The sequence below is a fragment of the Sinorhizobium sp. 22678 genome (genome assembly GCF_052044265.1).
GTDB lineage: Bacteria > Pseudomonadota > Alphaproteobacteria > Rhizobiales > Rhizobiaceae > Sinorhizobium > Sinorhizobium meliloti_A.
Map to the genome: position 1 here is coordinate 21,041 of NZ_JBQEMS010000009.1, position 21,788 is coordinate 42,828.

At 62.6% G+C, this 21,788-nt stretch carries 22 protein-coding genes; 7 read left to right on the plus strand and 15 right to left on the minus strand.

Features of this window, described 5'->3' with window-relative positions; translation table 11 throughout:
• Positions 1 to 46: 46 nt before the first annotated feature.
• The 4 genes from ACTJKL_RS15090 to ACTJKL_RS15105 all read right to left on the minus strand — a co-directional run bounded on the left by ACTJKL_RS15090 (position 47) and on the right by ACTJKL_RS15105 (position 4,121).
• Positions 47 to 1,180, minus strand: a complete 1,134-nt coding sequence (locus tag ACTJKL_RS15090; RefSeq protein ID WP_324762492.1) for a Gfo/Idh/MocA family protein — start codon at positions 1,178 to 1,180, stop codon at positions 47 to 49.
• A gap of 121 nt (positions 1,181 to 1,301) precedes the next feature.
• Entirely contained in the window at positions 1,302 to 2,315 is a 1,014-nt protein-coding gene (locus tag ACTJKL_RS15095) for a sugar-binding protein (protein ID WP_100672731.1), read from the minus strand.
• A gap of 37 nt (positions 2,316 to 2,352) precedes the next feature.
• Positions 2,353 to 3,333, minus strand: coding sequence for an ABC transporter permease (locus ACTJKL_RS15100; protein ID WP_440853294.1), 981 nt, complete (start codon positions 3,331 to 3,333; stop codon positions 2,353 to 2,355).
• A gap of 44 nt (positions 3,334 to 3,377) precedes the next feature.
• Positions 3,378 to 4,121 carry an ATP-binding cassette domain-containing protein gene (locus ACTJKL_RS15105; RefSeq protein WP_100672729.1) on the minus strand — a complete coding sequence of 248 codons (744 nt, stop codon included), beginning with the start codon at positions 4,119 to 4,121 and terminating at the stop codon, positions 3,378 to 3,380.
• Between the two features lie 90 nt (positions 4,122 to 4,211).
• On the opposite strand from ACTJKL_RS15105, the gene ACTJKL_RS15110 reads away from it, so the two are divergent.
• From ACTJKL_RS15110 to ACTJKL_RS15120, 3 genes are all read left to right on the plus strand, one after another.
• The gene (locus ACTJKL_RS15110; RefSeq protein ID WP_440853207.1) at positions 4,212 to 5,489 is read left to right on the plus strand and encodes an ROK family transcriptional regulator; all 1,278 of its coding nucleotides are present in this window, start codon (positions 4,212 to 4,214) and stop codon (positions 5,487 to 5,489) included.
• A 15-nt stretch (positions 5,490 to 5,504) separates the two neighbouring features.
• Positions 5,505 to 6,407, plus strand: coding sequence for an ROK family protein (locus ACTJKL_RS15115; protein ID WP_440853208.1), 903 nt, complete (start codon positions 5,505 to 5,507; stop codon positions 6,405 to 6,407).
• A gap of 187 nt (positions 6,408 to 6,594) precedes the next feature.
• The gene (locus tag ACTJKL_RS15120) at positions 6,595 to 7,401 is read left to right on the plus strand and encodes an exodeoxyribonuclease III (protein WP_440853209.1); all 807 of its coding nucleotides are present in this window, start codon (positions 6,595 to 6,597) and stop codon (positions 7,399 to 7,401) included.
• Positions 7,402 to 7,414: 13 nt separating this feature from the next.
• On the opposite strand, the gene ACTJKL_RS15125 is transcribed toward ACTJKL_RS15120, so the two are convergent.
• Both ACTJKL_RS15125 and ACTJKL_RS15130 read right to left on the minus strand, forming a co-directional pair.
• Positions 7,415 to 7,870 carry a cyclic nucleotide-binding domain-containing protein gene (locus ACTJKL_RS15125; RefSeq protein WP_100672726.1) on the minus strand — a complete coding sequence of 152 codons (456 nt, stop codon included), beginning with the start codon at positions 7,868 to 7,870 and terminating at the stop codon, positions 7,415 to 7,417.
• 32 nt (positions 7,871 to 7,902) lie between these two features.
• Positions 7,903 to 8,586, minus strand: coding sequence for a response regulator transcription factor (locus ACTJKL_RS15130; protein ID WP_100672725.1), 684 nt, complete (start codon positions 8,584 to 8,586; stop codon positions 7,903 to 7,905).
• 245 nt (positions 8,587 to 8,831) lie between these two features.
• On the opposite strand from ACTJKL_RS15130, the gene ACTJKL_RS15135 reads away from it, so the two are divergent.
• Complete coding sequence (locus tag ACTJKL_RS15135; RefSeq protein WP_440853210.1) at positions 8,832 to 9,380, plus strand: L,D-transpeptidase family protein; 549 nt, start codon at positions 8,832 to 8,834, stop codon at positions 9,378 to 9,380.
• Positions 9,381 to 9,417: 37 nt separating this feature from the next.
• Here ACTJKL_RS15135 and ACTJKL_RS15140 read toward each other — a convergent pair whose 3' ends face one another.
• Entirely contained in the window at positions 9,418 to 9,969 is a 552-nt protein-coding gene (locus tag ACTJKL_RS15140; RefSeq protein ID WP_440853211.1) for a SixA phosphatase family protein, read from the minus strand.
• 112 nt (positions 9,970 to 10,081) lie between these two features.
• On the minus strand, positions 10,082 to 11,491 hold the full coding sequence (gene leuC / locus ACTJKL_RS15145) for a 3-isopropylmalate dehydratase large subunit (RefSeq protein ID WP_100672722.1): 1,410 nt from the start codon (positions 11,489 to 11,491) through the stop codon (positions 10,082 to 10,084).
• A 331-nt stretch (positions 11,492 to 11,822) separates the two neighbouring features.
• On the opposite strand from leuC, the gene ACTJKL_RS15150 reads away from it, so the two are divergent.
• Together ACTJKL_RS15150 and ACTJKL_RS15155 are read left to right on the plus strand one after the other, a co-directional pair.
• Positions 11,823 to 12,302 (plus strand): MarR family winged helix-turn-helix transcriptional regulator, encoded by a 480-nt coding sequence (locus ACTJKL_RS15150; RefSeq protein WP_026168844.1) that lies wholly within the window; start codon positions 11,823 to 11,825, stop codon positions 12,300 to 12,302.
• Positions 12,299 to 13,537: a multidrug effflux MFS transporter gene (locus ACTJKL_RS15155; protein ID WP_379938470.1), complete on the plus strand. Its 1,239-nt coding sequence runs from the start codon at positions 12,299 to 12,301 to the stop codon at positions 13,535 to 13,537. Before ACTJKL_RS15150 ends, ACTJKL_RS15155 begins: the two co-directional genes overlap by 4 nt.
• Positions 13,538 to 13,600: 63 nt before the next feature.
• Here ACTJKL_RS15155 and ACTJKL_RS15160 read toward each other — a convergent pair whose 3' ends face one another.
• Positions 13,601 to 14,818: an argininosuccinate synthase gene (locus ACTJKL_RS15160; RefSeq protein ID WP_440853212.1), complete on the minus strand. Its 1,218-nt coding sequence runs from the start codon at positions 14,816 to 14,818 to the stop codon at positions 13,601 to 13,603.
• 250 nt (positions 14,819 to 15,068) lie between these two features.
• Here ACTJKL_RS15160 and ACTJKL_RS15165 point away from each other — a divergent pair, with 250 nt between their 5' ends.
• Positions 15,069 to 15,710 (plus strand): LysE family translocator, encoded by a 642-nt coding sequence (locus ACTJKL_RS15165; protein WP_379938466.1) that lies wholly within the window; start codon positions 15,069 to 15,071, stop codon positions 15,708 to 15,710.
• A gap of 226 nt (positions 15,711 to 15,936) precedes the next feature.
• Here ACTJKL_RS15165 and ACTJKL_RS15170 read toward each other — a convergent pair whose 3' ends face one another.
• From ACTJKL_RS15170 to ACTJKL_RS15195, 6 genes are all read right to left on the minus strand, one after another.
• Positions 15,937 to 16,731 carry an ABC transporter ATP-binding protein gene (locus ACTJKL_RS15170; protein ID WP_100672718.1) on the minus strand — a complete coding sequence of 265 codons (795 nt, stop codon included), beginning with the start codon at positions 16,729 to 16,731 and terminating at the stop codon, positions 15,937 to 15,939.
• Complete coding sequence (locus ACTJKL_RS15175) at positions 16,728 to 17,606, minus strand: ABC transporter permease (protein ID WP_440853213.1); 879 nt, start codon at positions 17,604 to 17,606, stop codon at positions 16,728 to 16,730. Before ACTJKL_RS15175 ends, ACTJKL_RS15170 begins: the two co-directional genes overlap by 4 nt.
• Positions 17,607 to 17,808: 202 nt before the next feature.
• Positions 17,809 to 18,762 (minus strand): ABC transporter substrate-binding protein, encoded by a 954-nt coding sequence (locus ACTJKL_RS15180; RefSeq protein ID WP_018097379.1) that lies wholly within the window; start codon positions 18,760 to 18,762, stop codon positions 17,809 to 17,811.
• 204 nt (positions 18,763 to 18,966) lie between these two features.
• Positions 18,967 to 20,202: a dual-specificity RNA methyltransferase RlmN gene (rlmN, locus tag ACTJKL_RS15185; RefSeq protein ID WP_379938463.1), complete on the minus strand. Its 1,236-nt coding sequence runs from the start codon at positions 20,200 to 20,202 to the stop codon at positions 18,967 to 18,969.
• A gap of 258 nt (positions 20,203 to 20,460) precedes the next feature.
• Positions 20,461 to 20,964, minus strand: coding sequence for an invasion associated locus B family protein (locus tag ACTJKL_RS15190; protein WP_100672716.1), 504 nt, complete (start codon positions 20,962 to 20,964; stop codon positions 20,461 to 20,463).
• 329 nt (positions 20,965 to 21,293) lie between these two features.
• Positions 21,294 to 21,671, minus strand: coding sequence for a YkvA family protein (locus ACTJKL_RS15195; protein WP_100672715.1), 378 nt, complete (start codon positions 21,669 to 21,671; stop codon positions 21,294 to 21,296).
• Positions 21,672 to 21,788: the final 117 nt, after the last annotated feature.

Consider the following 21,788-nt stretch of genomic DNA (forward strand, 5'->3'; position numbering starts at 1 on the left):
GCCGATCACAAAGTTTCAGGTCCATCCGGCATGAAAACATCGTGATCTAGAGCGTGATCCATCTTCCTTCGGCGCTGCCTGAGCGCAGCGTCGCGTCGATGAACCTCATTCCTCGCACCCCGGCGTCTATGCCGGGCAAGAGGAGAGATTTCGAGGACGCGGCCACGCCGGTAAGGCGAGCTTCGAGCTGGTCCGCCATGTCGGCGTAAAGTTGCGAAAGCGCCTCGACGAAGCCTTGTGGATGTCCGGGCGGCATGTGTCCTTTGACCACAGTGCCATGTGAAGCGCGATCGATGGTAATCCGCTGCCCGCCCAGCGGGCAGAAGTGCAGAACGTTCGCGTCTGCCACACCCCAGCCGAGCGACGCTTTGTCGCCATAAATCTCTATGCGAAGACCATTGGTCTTCCCTATCGCGACCTGGCTTGCCCATAAGCTGCCCTTGGCGCCATTTTCGAACCGAAGCTGAACGGAAACGTTGTCGTCGACCTGTCGCCCGGGGACAAAGCTGTCGACCTCGGCCGACACCGTGATGCACTGGAGCCCGCTGATAAACTCGGCAAGGTGGAAGGCATGCGTTCCGATATCGCCGAGGCTACCCGCGCCGCTTCGCTTCGGATCGGTGCGCCATTCGGCCTGTTTGTTGCCCTCGGCCTCGGTCGCTGAGGCGAGCCATTCCTGAGGAAACTCAACCCGCACGAGTCGGATTTCGCCGATGGCTCCGCTTTCGACGACAGCGCGTGCTTCCCGAACCATGTCGAAGCCGGCATTCGTGTAGCTGACGCCGAAAAGCGCTGTGCCGGCCTTTGCCGCCTGCTCGACTTCGAGAGCCTCGGGGAGCGTCGCGGTCAGCGGCTTGTCGCACATGACGCTGATGCCCGACGCCAGGAAGGCAAGAGAAGCGGGAGCGTGGATGTGGTTGGGCGTTACGACGGCCACGAGGTCGATGCCGTCGTCGCGTCCGGCCTCGGCGGCCGCCATGGCGGCAAAGTCGGTGTAGCTGCGATCGCGGTCGAGATACAGCGCGTCGGCACTTTCCAGGGCGCGCGTCGGATCACTCGACAGCGCACCGGCGACAAACTCGAAACGATGCGTCATCGCCGCCGCGCGGCGGTGGACTGCACCGAAGAAGGCGCCCTGACCGCCACCCACCATACCCAGTCTGAAACGTCGAGAAGCCATGCAAAAGTCCGTCAGGGCCATCGGCCCTTGAGTGATGGAGAGCCTGCGCCCGGCGGGCGGTTTGCCGAGTACAAGTCCCCATCCCGGCCGAAACAAGGGCGGGATGGGGAATGGAAAAGGACTAGTTCGCAGTCTTGCCGCAGGTCGTCAGCGCGTCCTCCGGGGTGCAAACCTCGGTACCGGTCTTGATGAACGGCTCCACTTTTTCGCCCTTGGTCAGCTTGTCCAGCGCCATGATGGTTTCATAACCCATGTCATAGGGACGCTGGCCGATGTTGTAGTGGCTGAGTCCTTCGGCCAGCAGGGGCAACTGCGGGCCGAAATTGTCGCCGAACACCACAACCAGGTCCTTGCTGTCGAGGCGTGCCTTGAGCGGCTCCATGGCCTGCTTGTAAGCCTGCGGAGCATACTGGGCCCAGCCGCCGACAGCGATGAAAGCGCTAAGCTCGGGGTTGTTCGTCATCACGTCGCGCACCTGCTGGGCGGCAAGCGTGATGTCGTCATTATTATAGACAGGGCAACCTGCCGGCTCGATCCATCCGTTCTGGCCGGTCAGCGTTTCCGCACCCTTGTCCTTCGTGACGCCCGCAAGAGTGTCGCGGATGCCTTGGACGCGGGCTTTCAGGTTCTCGGATGCAGGCGCACCCGACTGGATGCAGACGGTGCCGCCGTCCTTCTTGGTCTCCAGCACCTTCTGCGCCAATGCGATGCCGAATTCATAATTGTCGGTTCCGATGTAGGTCGAGCGCAGGCCTGCATCTTCGGGCAGAACGTCCGTGTCGAAAGTCACGACCGGAATGCCTTTATCCTGGGCCATTTTCATGATGCGAGCCATGGCCTTCGGGTTGCCGGCCGAAACGCCGAGGCCGGCCACTCCGCGGGTGACCATATCCTGGGCAAGTTGGACCTGCTTGGCTTCGTCATACTCGGTCGGGCCGAGATAGGTGCAGGTGACATCGCCCAACTTCTTCGCGGCGGCCTCGCACCCCTGCTGGATCGGCGGGCTGAAGGCGTTGTTGAGCACCTTGAAGACGAGGGCGAATTCGCGATCGGCAGCGTTGGCCTGGGGCACAGTCAAGCCGACGGCCAGGCAGGCCACCGAAAGGGCTGCCGTGAGAGTGTGTACTGGTTGCATTGAAGTTCCTCCCTTTTCCTTGTTGATGCGGACGCGCTCACCGACGCAGCGAGCGGATTCTTTCGAGCAGGACCGCGGCTAGAATGAAACTTCCCACGAACATTCCCTGCCAGAACGGGTTTACCCCTGCGATGAGCAGGGCATTGCGGATAACCTCTACGAGGATCGCGCCGATGGCTGCGCCGAGCGCAGTGCCGAACCCGCCTGCCAGCGACGCTCCGCCGATGACCGTCGACGCGATGACCTGCAACTCGTATCCGGTTCCGATCGCGTTGGTGACGGCGCCAAGCCAGCCGACCAGGAACACGGCCGTTATGGCGACCATCAGTCCGTTGAAGGCGTAGGCCGAGACCTTGATGAGGTCCACAGGGATGCCCGCCACTCGCGCCGCAGCCTCGTTGCCGCCGATCGCGAACAGGTAGCGGCCCCACCGCGTCATGGTCAGCAGGAAATGCAGGATGATCACGCCGGCGACGAGAGCATAGACGACATTGGGCAGTCCGAAACTATAGCCGCCGCCGAGCGCGATGATACCGTTGGTGGCCTGTCCGAATTCGTAGAACACCTCGTTGTTCGTGAGCACCAGCGCGAGGCTGCGTCCGATGGATAGGGTAGCAAGCGTGACGATGAATGGCGGGAGCTTGACGTAGGAGATGATGACTCCGTTGACCATGCCGCAGACGACACCCATGGCGAGTGTCGCGAGGATGCCGACCGCGAGCGGCATGTCCGAATTGAGCACGATGCCGAGCGTCACCCCGCACATGCCGAGGATCGATCCGACGGAGATATCGATACCGCCGCTGATGAGCACCGGCGTCATGCCGAGCGCCATGATCCCGATGAAGCAGGCATTCTGGAAAATGTTGAGGAGGTTTCCGGAAGTCGCGAACTTTGCCGAGATGACCGATACGACCAGGCCTATCACCAGGATAGCCAGTGCTATCCACGTCTCCTGCGCAAGGAATACGCGGCTCCAGAAAGGGCGGTCGGAGCTCTTCAGGAGATCGACATCCATGTGGGGAACTTCCTCGGGAGCACTCATGCGTTGTTTCTCCGGGATCAGGCCGTCTGGATCGCGCCGGTTATCAGGCCGGTCACTTCTTCGGGGCTCGATTGCTCGATCATCTTGTCGGCCACCTTGCGACCCCGACGCAGCACCACGACCCTGTCGCAAACCTCGAAGACATCGGGCATGCGATGGCTGATCAGGATCACGGAAAGGCCTTGTGCCTTCATGCGGCGGATCAGGGCCAGCACCTCGGCAACCTGCCGGACACTGATTGCCGCCGTAGGTTCGTCCATAAGGACGATTTTCGACCTGGCGAGCCGGGTACGAGCAATTGCCACCGCTTGACGCTGGCCGCCGGACATGCGCACCACGAGATCGGCCGGGCGGGTCTCGGATTTGAGTTCCCGGAATATCTCGGCCGAGCGGGCGTTCATGCGCTTGTGATCGAGCACCTTGAACGGCCCGATCTGCCGCATCAATTCGCGGCCGAGGAAGACGTTCGCCGACGCGGTCAGGTTGTCGCAGATCGCCAGATCCTGATAGACGACCTCTATTCCATGGCGACGAGCTTCCGCCGGTCCGGAAAAGACCACGGGCTCACCTTCCAGGGTGTAGGAACCGGAAGACGGCTGGAAGTTTCCGGCGATGGTTTTCACCAACGTCGACTTGCCGGCCCCGTTGTCCCCCATCAGGCCAAGAATCTCGCCCTGGTTGATTTCGAGGGTGACGCCATCGAGTGCGCGGACGGCACCGAAATCCTTCACGATGTTTTCGAGTCGCGCCAAAACCGTCATTGCACCCTACCGGAATTTTTGTAGCGTAACCGAACAAAACACCGTTTCCCTTGACCGTCAATAGCGGCATATCCGCTTTTCTATGCTGCAATGCATCAAGAATCGGCCCAATTGACAGCACTGTCTGAGGTTATTAGTAATTTTATCGAACAAATAGGCTTCAAATTGTCAAACACACTGCTTTTTCGTCCGAACGAAGCGCGCGCGCTTTCGGCACTGTTTCGCACGGGTGGGCTGACTCGCGCATCCTTGGCCCGTGAGCTCGATCTGACCCGCTCGACCACGGGGACTCTGGTGCAAAGCCTTGTCGATGCTGGTTTGGCGCGGGAACGGGAATCGACAACGGGCAACGAAGCAGGGGCCAAGGTCGGTCGCCCCGGGATCGTCGTTGAAATCGCCGGCAGCGGTGTCTTCTTTCTCGGCGCCTATATCGGCGTGAACCGGATCGACGTCATCGCCATCGACCTTTCGGGAAAAGTCCGAGCGAAGGCCACCCGCCCATTCTCAGGTGCGGCAAGCAGGCCCGCTCAAGCGATGAAACTCATCGTAGCACTGGTTGATGAGGTGCGCAGAACGTTGCCTCCCGGCGCACGGCCCCATGGCCTCAACGTAGCGCTGCCGGGCTTCCTGGATGGGGACGGCGAAACCTTTCATGCCGCCATTTTGGGCTGGCATGGGGTCAGCCTCGCGCAACTGATTTCCGAGTCCATCGGCCTTGGTGTCCCGGTGCTCCTCGAAAACGACGCCAATGCGGTGGCCGTGGCTGAGACCTATCGCTCGGCTCCGCCGGATGGCGAGGGCGATGACAGCCTCGTCGTTCTCATAGAGAACGGCGTTGGGGGCGGCATCGTCAGCAATGGCAAGCTGCATCGCGGTCAGTTGGGCGGCGCTGGCGAGATCGGCCATATGCCGATCGGAGAGGCTGGCTTCGTTTATGACGCTGTGCGTCCTGGTCGGTGGGAAACATTTATAGGCAAGGACGCCCTCCTTGCCCGATACGCACATATCAGCGGCGTCATTAGTTCGCTTGACGCGTTTATCGCAGTGCTGTCGTCGGGTGACCCCACCGCGCTTGCCTGCGCCCGCGACTGGGCTCGCTGGCTGGTTCGGGGGCTGGCGACCCTTGCCTGCGTCCTGCAGCCGGGCCGCATCATCCTCGCCGGATCGGTCAGCGCGATCTATCCCTTCGTGGCCGAACAAACGGAGGCTTTGTTGGCCGCGTCTCTCATCGAAGGCTATCCGATGCCCCGCGTCGAAACGTCAAGCACCGGCAATGACGGCCCCGCCCTGGGTGCTGCCTATCTTCTGCATCAGGCAATGCTTGCAGGCAATACGCCCCCGCATACGCGCGATGTCGCAGTTCGTTGACAGACAGGAGTTTTCATGACGCTCAAAGCCGCCTCCGAAACGATCGCCGTTGCCGAAATCGGGGGAACCTCGGTCAAGATCGGTTTTGCGGATCATGGTGTGCCGCTCGAAGTCACGCGCACCTTTTCGACGAGCAATCTTCGCCGAGGCGCTCCTGCGGCCCAACTCGCCCGGCTCCTGCAATGTGCGTCCGTCGATGCCGACCTGACCATCGACCGGGTCGTGGCAACTGTCCCCGGGTTCATCGGACGTGACTGCGATACGATCATCCATGCCGCAAACGTTCCCGAACTAAACGGCGTTCACCTGGCCTCCGAATTGGCTTCCACGCTTTCGGTTCCCGTCCAGTTGGAGCGGGACGTGGTTCTGCAGTTGCTCGGGGAAAGCGCCTGCGGCGCGATTGCCAACGAATGCGAGGTGTTGGCTGTCTACTTCGGCACCGGAATCGGTGCCGCTTACCTTGGCGAAAACGGCATTTTTCGTGGCGGCGGGTGGGCGCTTGAAATCGGCCACATGCCGGTGCTCGAGCCGGGTGACCGTCAGGAATTCCCCAAGCGGATCGAGGCGTACGCCTCTGGTGCAACTCTGGTGGACCTCGCATCTGCACATGGCGTCGCCGTGAAGGACCTCTTCCAGGCTGCTGCGCAGTCGCCGGAATTGTGCGACGCTCTCGACGACATATTGTGGCAGCAGGCGATAACCGTTGCCAGAGCGACGGTGTTGTTTTCGCCACGCATCGTTCTGCTGGGCGGCGGCGTCATCGACATGGACGGCTATCCGCGCAACACGCTCACCCAGCGCATTGTTGGCGCATTGCCGCATTCCGGCTCGATTCACTCCATCGACATACGCTGGGCCACACTGGGCTGGCAGGCAGCCATTTTCGGTGCCGTTCGTCTTGGCGACATGGCGGCTTAATCCGTCGGCAGATCCGCGCGAGAACGCGTCTTGACTGCCGGCTGCGAAAGCGGCGCCGACAGGAAGCCTTGCGCGATCTCCGCACCGGGCGATTTTTTCAAGCTTGTCGATCGGTGGCTAACCTGTTTAAACGCTCCCGTTGCCGGACGCGTGATCCTTTTCCGGCAATTTCCCGGGAGAACGAGGAATGCCTCTTTCCATCGCCACATGGAACATCAACTCCGTTCGCCTGCGCATGCCGCTGGTCGAACATTTCCTCAAGACATGGCAGCCGGACATCCTCTGCCTGCAGGAAATCAAGTGTCGGAACGACCAGTTCCCCTCGGCGCCGCTGAGGAAGCTCGGCTACGAACACATCGAGATGCACGGGCAGAAGGGCTATCACGGCGTCGCCACTATCTCTCGCCTGCCGCTTCATGAACTCTCCGACCGTCGCGACTATTGCGGCGTCGGCGATGCACGCCATCTCTCCGTCGTCTTCGCGGCCGGTGGAAAGACGATCCGCCTCCATAATTTCTATGTACCGGCCGGCGGCGACGAGCCGGACCGCACGGTCAATCCGAAGTTCGGACACAAGCTCGACTTCGTCGACGAGATGAAGCTCCTGCACGCGGAGGCCGAGGCCGGCGTCTCGTCGATCCTCGTCGGCGACCTCAACATCGCGCCGCTCGAGCACGACGTCTGGTCGCACAAGCAGCTTCTCAAGATCGTCAGCCATACGCCGATCGAAACCGAGGGCCTGGTCTCGGTGATGACCGGAGGTGCATGGGTCGACCTGATGCGCCTCCACACGCCGCCGCCGAAAAAACTCTACACCTGGTGGAGCTATCGGGCGAAGGACTGGACCGCCGCCGACCGCGGACGCCGGCTCGACCACATCTGGTCCTCCGCCGATCTCGCGAGCCGGCTCGTGCGCGTCGAGATCCTCAAGGAAGCGCGCGGCTGGGAACGCCCGTCCGACCATGTGCCCGTCATAGCCCATTTCGAGCTTTGACGGCGCCATCCGCTTACGTAAACCGCCCGGCAAGCGCCTCCACGCGGCGGATCATCGCCTGAATGTTTTCCCGGATGCGGGCTTCCACCATGGCGGTCACCTCGGGATATTCCTCCAGCATCCGGCGGAAGAGCGGACGGTTGATCCGGATCACTTCGCTGTCCTCCTGCGCCGTCGCGGTGAACTTGCGCTCGACCATCGAGATGAGCGCGAGCTCGGACAGGAGCGCGCCGCGGCCGACGGTCATCACCTGCTGCTGGCGGCCCTGCGCATTCGCATTCGAAAGCGCGAAGCTGCCGGCCGCCACGGCATAGGCGCAATCGGCCGGCGCGCCTTCCCGGAAGAGTTCGTGCCCCTTGGCCACCCGGCGGCGCTCGGCGCCGAAGGCGATAAGCCTCAGCTTGTCCTCGCCGATGTCGGCGAAGAGCGACACGTTGGACAAGAGTGCGATGTCGTCATTGAGCGCCAAGCGGCAAATCTCCCCCGGTCATGTCGTCCGGCTTAGGGAACGATCTTGTAGCCGCCGTTCTCTGTCACCAATATCTCGGCATTGGAAGGGTCGCGCTCGATTTTCTGGCGCAGCCGGTAGACATGCGTCTCGAGCGTATGGGTCGTGACGCCGGAATTATAGCCCCAGACCTCCTCGAGCAGCACGTCGCGGGTGACCACTTTCTGGTCGGCGCGGTAGAGATATCGGATGATTGCGGCTTCCTTCTCCGTCAGTCGGATCTTCTGGCCGTTCTCCATGGTAAGCAGCTTCTGGCTGGGCTTGAATGTGTAAGGGCCGACATTGAAGGTCGCGTCCTCGCTCTGCTCATGCTGGCGGAGCTGGGCGCGAATGCGGGCAAGCAGCACGGCGAAGCGGAACGGCTTCGTCACATAATCGTTGGCGCCGGCCTCGAGGCCGAGGATCGTGTCGGAATCGGTGTCGTGACCGGTCAGCATGATGATCGGGGCCTTGAAGCCGCCCTTGCGCAAGAGCTTCACCGCCTCGCGCCCGTCCATGTCGGGCAGACCGACATCCATGATCAGGAGGTCGACCTGTCGGCCACGCGCCATCTGAATGCCCTTCCCGGCGGTCGCTTCCTGCAGAAGGTCGAACTCTTCGTAGAGAGAGAGCTGTTCTATCAACGTCTCACGCAGATCATCGTCGTCGTCGACAAGGAGGATGGTGCGAGTCGCCATGGGACAGTTCCTGTTGCTTCCTGGTTCAAAACTAACTCAAATGCCGCTCTTGGCAAGCGCGGCAGTCGCTGCCGCATGTTTCCGTAAATCCTAACCTATTTAGGATAGAAACAGGCCGCAACTGAAAGTGGCCGCAGCGACGTCTGCGCGTCGGATGATACGCACGGCGCCGCAGGCATCGTCATATAGGAAAACCGGCTTAAGGTCGCGGCGCGATCACGGCAAAGCAAGAATTTGTGAGACCGATGCGCAAGAAGGCGTCGACAACAGGATCGAGAAAAGGGACCATCGTCGTCAGAACCGCTCCGCGCGACCGCAAGCGCGCCCTCGTGCTTTTCGACGGACGGGTCGAGCAGGCTGCGATCGGGCGCAGCGGCGTCACTGCCATCAAGCGCGAAGGCGACGGGGCGACGCCCCGCGCGGTCATGCGGCTCATCGGCGGCTATGTCAGGCGCGATCGCGTCCCGTTTCCCTCGACGCGCCTGCCGATGCGGGCCGTCCGGGGCGACATGCTCTGGTGCGATGCCCCGCAACACCCGTGCTACAATCGCCCCGTCAGGGCGCCGTTTCGTGCCGGACATGAACGCATGATGCGCGACGACGGGCTCTACGACATCTGCCTCGTCATGGATTGGAACATTTCCTCCCGAAGGCGCAATGCCGGCTCGGCGATCTTCTTCCACCTCATCCGTCCGGGCTACGAGCCGACCGAGGGCTGCGTGGCCGTCAGCCTTTCGGCCATGCGGCGACTGCTCCGGCAAATGCGCCGCGGGATGATCGTGAAGGTGGTGTAGCTTCGGTCGCGCAGCAAAGCCGAACGGGCAATCCGAATCAGTCCGACCGTTCCTCCTCAAGCATGCGCGGCGTCACGAAGCGAACCAGGCGGCCGGTGCCGGGCGCTATGTCCGACCAGCGCTCGACGTCGAAATCCATGACGGCAAGTCCGGCTGTCGGAAACTTCTCCCTCAGCCGCTCCAGCGCCGCTTCATCGCCGCGCCCGGCAAGCAGAAGCGCAAGATCGGCCATTCCCGGATTGTGGCCGACGAGGAGCAGTTTCTCCACCGTCGGCTCGACCCTGCGGACGGCGTCGAGAATGGCCGATGCGGCGACCTCGTAGATGCCGACCGCATCGCGCTCGGGGATCTTGTGCGGCAACGCCCCGGCGACGAGCTCCCAGGTCTCCTGGGCGCGCCGCGCGGTCGAAACGAGCGCCAGGTCCGGAGCAAGCCCTTGCCGGGCGATGAAGGCGCCGACGACGGGCGCCGCCTTGCGTCCACGCTCCGAAAGCGGCCGGCGATGGTCGGCAACGCCGTCCGGCCAGGCGGACTTCGCATGGCGGAGCAGCATGAGTCGGCGTGTCGAGGGCCGGGCGTCATCGGGCATGAAAGCTCCTCAGGGCAGAAAACCGGGGGCGGCAGCGCATTGTCGCATCATCATGCGCATAAAAAAAGCCGCCCCGAAGGGCGGCTCAAACGCCGGAAAAGCTCAAAACCGGCTATTTCCATTCGCGAATGTCGACAAAATGACCAGCGACCGCCGCCGCGGCTGCCATTGCCGGAGAAAGCAGATGCGTGCGCCCCTTGAAGCCCTGGCGGCCTTCGAAGTTGCGGTTCGATGTGGAGGCACAACGTTCGCCGGGCTTCAGGCGGTCGTCGTTCATCGCCAGGCACATGGAGCAGCCGGGCTCGCGCCAGTCGAAGCCCGCTTCCTTGAAGATCTTGTCCAGGCCTTCCGCTTCCGCCTGTTCCTTGACGAGGCCGGAGCCCGGAACGATCATCGCCGAAACGGTCGGGGCGACCTTGCGGCCTTCGACCACCTGTGCGACGGCGCGCAGGTCCTCGATGCGGCCATTGGTGCAGGAGCCGATGAACACCCGGTCGATGGCGATGTCGGTGATCTTCGTGCCGGGCTTCAGGCCCATATAGTCGAGCGCACGCCACTTGGAGGTCCGCTTCGTCTCGTCCTGGATGTCGTCCGGGTCGGGAACGACGCCCTGGACGGAGACGACGTCTTCCGGCGAGGAGCCCCAGGAAACGATCGGCGGCAGATTGGCGGCATCGAGCACGACGACGCGGTCGTAATGGGCGCCTTCGTCCGTGTGCAGCGTCTTCCAGTATTCGACCGCCCTGTCCCAGGCCTCGCCCTTGGGGGCGCGCGGCTTGTCCTTGATGTACTCGAAGGTGGTTTCGTCCGGTGCGATCAGCCCGGCGCGCGCGCCGCCTTCGATCGTCATGTTGCAGACGGTCATGCGGCCTTCCATCGACAGCGACCGGATCGCCTCACCGGCAAACTCGATGACGTGGCCGGTGCCGCCTGCCGTGCCGATCTCGCCGATGATCGCAAGGATGATGTCCTTTGCGGTGACGCCCGGCGGCAATTGGCCGTCGACGCGCACCAGCATGTTCTTCGCCTTTTTCTGGATCAGCGTCTGCGTCGCCAGGACATGCTCGACCTCGGACGTGCCGATGCCGTGCGCCAGCGCACCGAAGGCGCCGTGCGTCGAAGTGTGGCTGTCGCCGCAGACGATCGTCATGCCAGGCAGCGTGAAGCCCTGCTCCGGACCGACGATGTGAACGATCCCCTGGCGCTTGTCGTTCTCCGAATAATATTCGACGCCGAAATCCGCGGCGTTCCTGGCAAGCGCCTCGACCTGGATGCGGCTTTCCTCGTTCTTGATGCCGAGATGGCGGTCCGGTGAAGTCGGGACGTTATGGTCGACGACGGCGAGCGTCTTTTCCGGGGCGCGAACCTTGCGTCCGGCCATGCGCAGTCCTTCGAAGGCCTGCGGGCTCGTCACCTCGTGAACGAGGTGACGATCGATGTAGAGGAGACAGGTTCCGTCGGCCTGGCTGTCCACCAGGTGATCGTCCCAGATCTTGTCGTAGAGAGTACGCGGTGCGCTCATGGGGTATGTATCCATCGTATTTTCAAGAATGTGGAATGGGGGCCGGCGCCAATGCGGCCGGTAACGCTGATCGTGCGATCAGGATAGGCGGCTGGTGAGCGCCCCTGAAACGCGCGCAAAAAAGCGTGCCGGCAGGCGCTTGTGATCCTGCAGCACGACGATCTTCTGCTCGCGACATCCGAATTTGGATTCCATGACCGTGCTCATATCAATTTTTTGACAGTTCGGCAATCGGCGAGGCGGGGAGTGAAACCCGATGACGAGCGTGCTCGCGTTGAATGGGCGGAACGGATATGATAAGCAAAACTTATTATTCAACGCGATCGATCAAATGCCCAGGAAACTCGAGTCCGATACGATCGGGATGCTCCTCACCGATGTCTCCCGCCTGTTGCGCGGTGCCTTCGATCGCAAGGTCAATGCGATGGACCTCGGGATCACGCCCGGCGAGGCGCGCACATTGGTCCAGGTGGCCGTCACCGAGGGCATCAAGCAGGCGGAGATCGCGACCCGAATGGGGATCGAGCCCATGACCCTCTCCGCCTATCTCGACCGCCTCGAAGCGATGGGCCTCGTCGCGCGCATCCCGGATCCGGCGGACCGGCGCGCCAAGAACGTCGTCGTGACCGACAAGGCCGACCCGCTCATCACCGAGCTGATGTCGGGCCTGCGTGAAATGATGAATGCTTATACCGAGGACCTGGGCGACGACGGACGGGAGGTCCTGCGCGCAAACCTGAGGATCCTGCGGGACAGTCTCCGCCGCCTCGACCCGTGTCTCGCCGGCAAGGAGAAGGGGGCGGCCGAATGACGCTCAGGATGAGCGAGCGGCGCACGAGCATCATCGGCGCCTTCCTAGTGGCGCTCGGCCCCATCTCGATGGCGCTCTACACGCCGGCAATGCCGGAGCTCGTGCGTGCCTTCGCCTCCACCGAAGCGGCGATCAAGATGACGCTGTCTCTCTATTTCGGCGGCTTCGCCCTTGCCCAGCTCGCCTCGGGCACGCTTTCCGACGTCATCGGCCGGCGGCGAACAACGCTGATCTTCATGGCGATCTATCTCGCCGGCAGCCTGATGGCGGCCTTCGCGCCCTCCGTCCCGGTGCTGCTCGCGGGGCGCCTCGTGCAGGGAATCGGCGCCTCCGTCGGAATGACCGTGGCGCGCGCCATCGTTCGCGACCAGTTCACCGGCACAACGGCGGCGCGCATCATGAACATGATCGGCATGATGCTGGCGCTCGGGCCGGCGGTCTCACCGACCCTCGGCGGTATCGCGCTTGGCCTGTTCGGCTGGCAGTCGATCTTCCTGCTGATGGTCGGCTTCGCGCTGATGGCGTGCTTCATCGTTCAGCTCTTCATGGCGGAGACGACGACGCCGGATCGCAACAAGGGGCATTTCCGGCCCATTCTCGCAGCCTATGGCGAGCTTATAAGGGACGCTCGCTTCGTGTCATCGACATTGGTGATCGCCGGCGCGGTCGGCGCGCTCTATGCATGGGCGACCATGCTGCCCTTCGTGCTGATCAGCCAGGTCGGGCTTAGCCCGACCGAGTTCGGCATCGGCATGCTCATGCAATCGGGCCTGTTCTTTTCGGGCACGGTCACGATGCGTCTCATGATGCGTCGCTTCACGCCGCAGGCGCTCGTGCCGGCCGGTCTCTTCTTCATCGGCGCGGCGAGCCTCGCCCTCGCCTTCACCATGCATGCGCTGGAACCGACTTTCCTCTCGGTGATGACGCCGATCGGGATCTATGCCTTCGGCATCGCCTTCGTCATGCCCTATATGATGACCGCGGCGATGGCCCCCTTCCCGCATATCGCCGGCACGGCTTCGGCGATGATGGGCTTCATCCAGATGAGCGCCGGACTCCTCGGCGGCGCGCTTGCAGCTCTCGTCGGGGTGCCGGCCACAGCACTCGGAACGATCATTCCGAGCTTCGGCCTTCTCTCGCTTGCAAGCTATTTCTGGTACCGCAGGTCCGTTCGCCTAAGGCCGCTGGTCGCACCGGCGGCTGCGGAGACGCCGCTGAGCGAAGCGGCGGAGTGAGCAAAGATAAAAAACCGCGGCGGAGCGATCCACCGCGGCTCCCAACCTGCAATCCTTCAGAGCTTAGCGGTTGCGCGCTGCCAGCGTGCGCAGGCGCAGCGCGTTGAGCTTGATGAAGCCGGCGGCATCCTTCTGGTCGTAGGCGCCCTGATCGTCCTCGAAGGTGACGAGCTTGTCGGAATAGAGCGACTTGCCGCTCTCGCGGCCGATGACCATGACATTGCCCTTGTAGAGCTTCAGCGTCACTTCGCCTTCCACATGCTCCTGGCTCTTGTCGATCGCCGCCTGCAGCATGTCGCGCTCCGGAGAGAACCAGAAGCCGTAATAGATGAGCTCGGCATAGCGCGGCATCAGCTCGTCCTTCAGATGCGCCGCGCCGCGGTCGAGCGTGATGCTCTCGATCGCACGATGGGCCGCAAGCAGGATCGTGCCGCCGGGAGTCTCGTAGACGCCGCGCGACTTCATGCCGACGAAACGGTTCTCCACGAGGTCGAGGCGGCCGATGCCGTTGTCGCGGCCGTATTCGTTGAGCTTCGCAAGAAGCGTTGCCGGCGACATGCGCACGCCGTTGATCGACACGGCATCGCCACGTTCGAAGCCGACCTTGATGATGGTCGCCTTGTCGGGTGCCGCTTCCGGCGAAATGGTGCGCATATGCACATATTCGGGAGCTTCCTGGGCCGGGTCCTCCAGCACTTTTCCTTCCGAGGAGGAGTGCAGGAGGTTGGCGTCGACGGAGAAAGGCGCCTCGCCCTTCTTGTCCTTGGCGACCGGGATCTGGTGCTTTTCGGCGAATTCGAGCAGATCGGTGCGGCTCTTGAACGACCAGTCTCGCCAGGGGGCGATGATCTTGATGTCCGGATTGAGCGCGTAAGCAGAAAGCTCGAATCGGACCTGGTCGTTGCCCTTGCCGGTCGCGCCATGGGCGATCGCATCGGCGCCGGTCTTCCTGGCTATATCGATGAGGTGTTTGGAGATCAGCGGACGGGCGATCGAGGTGCCGAGCAGGTAGACGCCTTCATAGACGGCATTGGCGCGGAACATCGGGAACACGAAGTCCCTCACGAATTCCTCGCGGACGTCCTCGATATAGATCTCCTTGATGCCGAGCATCTCGGCCTTCTTGCGAGCCGGCTCCAGTTCTTCGCCCTGGCCGAGGTCGGCGGTGAAGGTCACCACTTCGGCGCCCAGTTCAGTCTGCAGCCATTTGAGGATGATCGAGGTGTCGAGACCGCCGGAATAGGCGAGAACGACCTTCTTGACGTCTTTATGCGATGCCATGGTTTTTGTCCGTCTGCTCGTTTTGTCAGGCTCTCGGGCGCGGCGCTGCCGCATCGAAAATCTGCGGCACTTTAGCCAGAACTTGAGGGGATACAAGCGGAACTACTGCATGTCGCCCAAAACTGTGCCGCGTTTGAGCGCGGAGGACAGGCGGGAAGAAAATGCAAGGCGGTCGCCAGATCGCGTGAATCCACTGGCAAAAGCCTCAGGCCGGAGGTATCAGCAAGGATCGTCGTTCGAGGAATGCGTCATGGATTTCGTTCCCAACCTGCCGACACTCATCGCTTTCGCCGCAGCAAGTCTCCTCCTCGCCGCGACACCGGGTCCGGACATGACGCTTTCGATCAGCCGGGCACTGGCGCAGGGGAAGAAGGCCGCGCTTTTCGTCGTGCTCGGCACCGGACTTGGCATCGTCGTCCATACGCTGCTCGTCGCCTTCGGCATTTCGGCACTGATCACGGCATCTCCGTCCGCCTTCCTGGTTCTGAAGACCGGCGGTGCAGCCTATCTCCTCTGGCTTGCGATCCAGGCGATCCGCTACGGATCCAGCCTGTCGGTGACGAAGGTGACGGAGGCGAAGGGAACTGCGCTTTCGAACGTCGCGACCGGCTTTTCGGTGAACATTCTGAACCCGAAAGTCGTGATATTCTTCATGACCTTCCTGCCGCAGTTCGTCAGCGCCGGAGATCCCGCCGTCACGGGCAAGCTCCTGTTCCTCGGCTTTTTCTTCATCGTCATCGGCATGCCGGTCAATGCGATGGTCGTGCTCGCCGCCGATTGGCTTGCCGCCTGGCTGCAGCGCAACAGGCGCGTCATGCGGGCGATCGACTACAGCTTCGCCGGAGTCTTCTCGATTTTTGCCGTGAAGATTTTCCTGACGCAGGCGCGCTGAGATTATCTCCGGGCGTTTGCGGTTATTTGCCCCTCATCTGCCTGCCGGCATCTTCTCCCCGTCCTGACGGGGAGAAGAGACAAGCGGCAAGATCCGCTACCCAAATTTCGAGTCGATATTCAAGGTTGCGGATCGAGCGCCGAGATCGCGGCGTGCCCTCTTCTCCCCGTCCTGCGGGAAGAAGATGCCGGCAGGCAGATGAGGGGCCACACCCGCCCAAACTTCGTCACCCGATCAGCAGCGCATCGTCGTCCAACGTCTGCCCGCGAATGCGGCGGAACATGGCGATGAGGTCCTCGACCTGAAGCGTCTTGCGGCTGTCGCCCGCAACATCGAGCACGATCTCGCCGCCGTGGAGCATGACGGTGCGGTGGCCGAAATCGAGCGCCTGGCGCATCGAATGCGTGACCATCAGCGTCGTCAGCTTGCGGTCCGAGACGATCTTCTGGGTGAGGTTCATGATGAACTCGGCCATTCCCGGGTCGAGTGCCGCCGTGTGCTCGTCGAGCAGCAGCACCTCGGAGCCCGCAAGCGTCGCCATCACCAGCGACACCGCCTGGCGCTGGCCGCCCGAAAGCAGGTCCATGCGGTCGCGCATGCGGTTTTCGAGACCCAGATTAAGTTCGGCGATACGCTCGCGGAAATGCTCGCGCCGCCGCGAGCCGAGCGCCGGCGTCAGGCCGCGGCTCTCGCCGCGCCTGGCGGCCAGCGCCAGGTTTTCCTCGATCGAGAGAGCGCCGCAACTGCCGGCGAGCGGATCCTGGAAGACACGCGCGACGAGCCCTGCGCGGGCCGCCGTGCCCTTGCGCGTCACGTCGGTCGTACCGATCGTGACGCGGCCGCCGCTCGGCAGCACGTCGCCTGCGAGAACCCCGAGAAGCGTCGACTTGCCGGCACCGTTGGAGCCGATGACCGTGACGAAGGAGCCTTCCTCGATGGTGAGGCTGACGCCGTTCAGCGCCTGCTTCTGGAGCGGCGTGCCCTTGCCGAAGACGACCTGGATGTTTTCGACGTTGATCATGCGGCACCTCCGCGGCGCAGGCGGGGCAGGATGAGCGCTATCGTCACCAGCAGCGCGGTCACGAAATTGAGATCGGAAGCCTGCAGACCGAGCGTATCGGTCGAAAGCGCCACCTGGATGGCGATGCGGTAGAGGATCGACCCGAGCACGCAGCCGATGAGCGCGATCAGAATGCCGCGGGCGCCGAGCAACGTCTCGCCGATGATCACGGCGGCAAGCCCCACGACGATCGTCCCGACACCCGAGGTCACGTCGGCAAAGCCGTTGGTCTGGGCAAACAGTGCACCGCCCAGGGCGACGAGTGCGTTGGAGATCGCCATGCCGAGATAGATCTGCCGGCTGGTGTCGACCCCTTGCGCCCGTGCCATGCGGGAATTGGCGCCGGTCGCCCGCATCCCAAGGCCCGCATCGCTTTCAAGAAAGCGCCAGACGAGAACGACGGCAAGGGCGACGAGAATGCCGACGAAAAGCGGGCGCACATGGAAGTCCCGCAGACCGAGGCCATAGAAGGGCGAAAGCATCGTGTCGGCATTGATCAATGCGACGTTGGGCTTGCCCATGATGCGGAGATTGACCGAGAAGAGCGCAATCATCGTCAGGATCGAGGCGAGCAGGTTCAGAATCTTGAACCGCACGTTCAGGAGCGCCGTTACCATCCCTGCGGCAGCACCGGCGACCATCGCCACCGCTGCGGCAAGCCAAGGATTGACGCCGGCGATGATCAGGACCGCGGTGACTGCGGCGCCAAGCGGAAAGGAGCCGTCAACGGTCAGATCCGGAAAGTCGAGCACCCGGAAGGCGAGAAAGACGCCGACGGCGACGAAGGCATAGACAAGCCCCAGCTCCACGGCTCCCCAGAAAGCGATTTGACTCAACGCCGGTAGTCCTCTTCTCGGATGCTCCGCAGGCGTAGGGCGCTGCGGAGCACGTATTCTGAAGTTGAAGCGGGATGCGCACCATTTCCGTATCCCGCTCGATAAGCGAACCGCCCCCGTATGGAACGGGGGCGGCAAAAAGACAATGATCGCCCGGAAAGGGGATCGCCCGGAGAGCGGGATCGTCCGGAGAGGGGGATCGTTACTCGATCGTCCGGGTCGCCCGCCCGACGACGCTCTCCGGCAGTGTGACGCCCATACGGGTGGCGGCGCCCTTGTTGATCACGAGATCGGTTCCGGCGGCGACCTTGACGGCGATATCGCCGGGGTTTTCGCCCTTGAGGACGCGAACGACTACCTCGCCCGTCTGCTTGCCGACGTCATAGTAATTGAAACCGAGGGCCGCCAGTGCGCCGCGGGAGACGGAATCGGTGTCGGCGGTGAAGAGCGGCAGCTTGCTTTCCTCTGCGACGGCGACGGCACCTTCGAGGGCGGAGATGATGGTGTTGTCCGTCGGGACATAGATCGCGTCGGCGCGGCCGACGAGCGCACGAGCCGCACCCTGGACTTCGGCCGACTTCGTCGCGGCGGATTCGATCACCGTCAGGCCGGCCTTTTCAGCCTCTTCCTTGAGGACCGCCAGCAGCGAGACGGAGTTCGCTTCGCCCGAATTGTAGAGATAGCCGATGGTCTTGACGTTCGGCAGGATCTCCTTGATCAGCGCCACGTGCTCGGCAACCGGGGACAGGTCGGAAAGACCGGTGACGTTGCCGCCGGGCTTCTCCATGTCCTTGACGAGCTGCGCGCCCAGCGGATCGGAAACGGCGGTGAAGACAACGGGAATATCGCGGGTGGAGGAGACCACGGCCTGGGCCGACGGGGTGGAGATCGGCACGATTACGCTCGGGGCCTCGCCCGCGAACTGGCGGGCGATCTGTGCTGCGGTCGCCGGGTTACCCTGCGCCGACTCGTAAATGAACTTGAGGTTCTCGCCTTCCTTGTAGCCGGCGGCGGCCAGCGCATCCTTGACGCCGTCGCGTGCGGCATCGAGCGCGGGATGTTCGACGATTGCCGTGACGGCAACCGTGACTTCGTCGGCGCGTGCCGGTAGAGAAAGCGCGACCGTGGCGGCAAGCGCGATAAGAAGCGAACGCATGGGTGTCCTCCGGTTTTTGGTTGGCGATTTCCGCGAAGGCCGGCTAACGTCCCTCCCGCATCGCTTCAGAATAATTCCGCCGCTTTCTTAGGAAAGCAAGGGCCCGAAATCAATCGGCGTAAACGGCTTCATCCATCAAACTTCTTCATCGATCGCGGTGATCGTGCGGCACGCCCGAAACTGCTGGAAGGACGATGAGCCGCCTCAGTCCTCGCCGTGATTGGCGATCATCATCGCCTCGAAGGCGAGGCGGTCGACCTTGCGCATGCGTTCCGATTCCGACTTGAGCTGTCCGCAGGCGGCAAGAATGTCGCGGCCGCGCGGGGTGCGGATCGGCGAGGCATAGCCGGCCTGGTTGATGAAGTCGGCGAACTTCTCGATCTGCTCCCAGTCCGAGCACTGATAATTGGTGCCCGGCCAGGGATTGAAGGGGATCAGGTTGATCTTGGCCGGAATGCCCTTCAGGAGCTTCACCAGTTCCTTGGCGTCTTCCAGGCTGTCGTTGACGTCCTTCAGCATCACATATTCGAAGGTGATGCGGCGGGCATTCGACAGGCCCGGATAGGCGCGGCAGGCCTCCATCAGCTCCTTCAGCGGATACTTCTTGTTGATCGGCACCAGCATGTCGCGCAGATCGTCGCGCACGGCGTGAAGCGAAATCGCGAGCATCACCCCGATTTCCTCACCGGTGCGGTAGATCTCCGGCACGATGCCGGAGGTCGAAAGGGTGATGCGCCGCTTCGACAGCGACAGCCCGTCGCCGTCGGACGCGATCAGCAGCGCCGTCTTGACGTTTTCGAAATTGTAGAGCGGCTCGCCCATCCCCATCATCACGATATTGGTGATCTTGCGGCCTTCCGCCGGCACGATCGCACCCTGCGGCGTGTCGCGCTCGGGGAAATCGCCGAGCCGGTCGCGGGCGAGCAGAAGCTGCGCAAGGATCTCTTCCGCCGTCAGATTGCGCACCAGCTTCTGCGTGCCGGTGTGGCAGAAGGAACAGGTGAGCGTGCAGCCGACCTGGCTCGAAATGCAAAGCGTGCCGCGGCCCTCCTCGGGAATGTAGACCGTCTCGATCTCTACCGGACGGCCGGCGCCGCGTGCGGGAAAGCGCAGCAGCCACTTGCGCGTTCCGTCGCCCGAAACCTGCTCTTCGACGATCTCCGGCCGTGCGATGGTGAAATGCTCCCTCAGCATCTCGCGCATGTCCTTGGAGACGTTGGACATTTCGTCGAAATCCGAGACGCCGCGAACATAAAGCCAATGCCAGAGCTGGCTGACGCGCATCTTCACCTGCCGCTCCGGCACGCCCTTTTCGACGAGCAGCTTCGCGATGTCTTCGCGCAACAGGCCGATCAGCGACGGCTTTTCCGGCTGTGGCGCAAGCCGCACCTGGGGCGCCTTGACGATGTCCGCCCTGTTTAGAATCTCGGTGACTGCCATGCTCATCTGGTCCTGTCGTAAAGCGACGGCTCGTCCGGAGACGTTTCCGGATCCTGTTCCGATGCTCGAATTGAAATCTGGCGAGCCTCGGCCACGCGCTCGACGGGGGTGCGGGGGCTCAGAATTTGGGGGCGCTTTAGCATTCTTTTGGCGGCGAGTCACCATGGGACGTTAGTCTGCCCCTGATCCGCCTGAACACCCAACGCAAAAAGGCCGGCCTCATGGCCGGCCCTTGCAATCGTCACGCGCGCTTGGCTCTTACTTGCAGGCCTCGATCTGCTTCAGGGCGGCCGAAATGCCGGAGAGCGAATAGGAGTAGGAGGTCTCCGTACCGCGCCGCGATTTCGCGTTGACCGACATGGCCTTGCCCGATTTCATCGCAGCGACCAGTGCCGGTTCCTCGGCGGCGTTTTCCACCCAGGCGGAATTGCCCTTGGTGAACATGACGAAGGTGCGGCCGTCGACCACCACGTTGACCTTGGAATTGTCCTGCAGCGGGTATCCCATCATCGCCTGCGGCTCATAGCTGATGTTCTGTCCCGGACGCTGCGAAACGAGGAAGAAGATATCGCCGTGATCGACACCGGCCGGGGTCTTTTCCTTCGGCACGGACAGCACATAGCAGACCTTGCCGTTGCCGGCCTGGTAGGAATATGCACCCCAGGCGTTGAACTGCTGGATTCGCGTCGGAGATTGAGCGGAAGCCACGCCGGATGCAGCCATTACGAGTGCGAGTGCAGTTGCGATCTTTCTTACAAACATGAGTTCCTGCCGCTTGTCTTGCTTACGGTCGCCCGATACCGCGTGGGATGGGCAACGCATAGTCACGATTTAAGTTTATTTTGACTTAATCCGGGTTACCAAACCGTCAACGACTCGGGAAAACGCCCCTTTTTGCGCCCGAATGCGCCTCGAGGTCCATTCGCACACGGATTGCCGATCCGGTCGACGTCGATACTGGAGAGCCGCCCCTTGCCTCCCTCTATGTCACAAAGAATCGGGCAAGAGTTTGACTTTCCGGGCGGGATTGCGGCAAGGCGCCTCTGGCGCCGGGGGATCGGACGCGCAAACGCCGCAGTAGCGGGAATACCTCACTGCCCGGCGCCGTCTCGCAGCACTTCATCGGCCTTTTGGTAATGCCGTTCCTTGATCTGGCCGCTGATTGCGGCAAAGGCGGCCGTCAATACGGCGATGTCGTCGGAGAAGCCGATCATGGCCAGCATGTCAGGCACGAAATCGAGCGGCAGGACGAAATAGCCGAGCGCCGCGAGCAGAATGCCGCGCGTGCGCGTCGGCGTCGCCGGATCGACTGCGCAATAATAGGCGGCGACGAGGTCGCGGCTGAAGGGAATCTGCCGGGCCGCGCGCCGGAAGGTCGGCCAGAACCGGCGGCGCACCTTGTGTTCCTTGCGCTCCTGCTCGGATTCCTCGCCGGGGAGGAGAATTTCACCGATCTTGATATCGTCCATCGCGTCGATTCCGGTCGTTCAGGGTACTGCGCGGCATTGTAGTGCCGCAGCCTGATATGGGAACGGTGGCCGCTATTTCAAATGGCCGGGCACGCGGCTCCTGTTTGCTATGGTCGG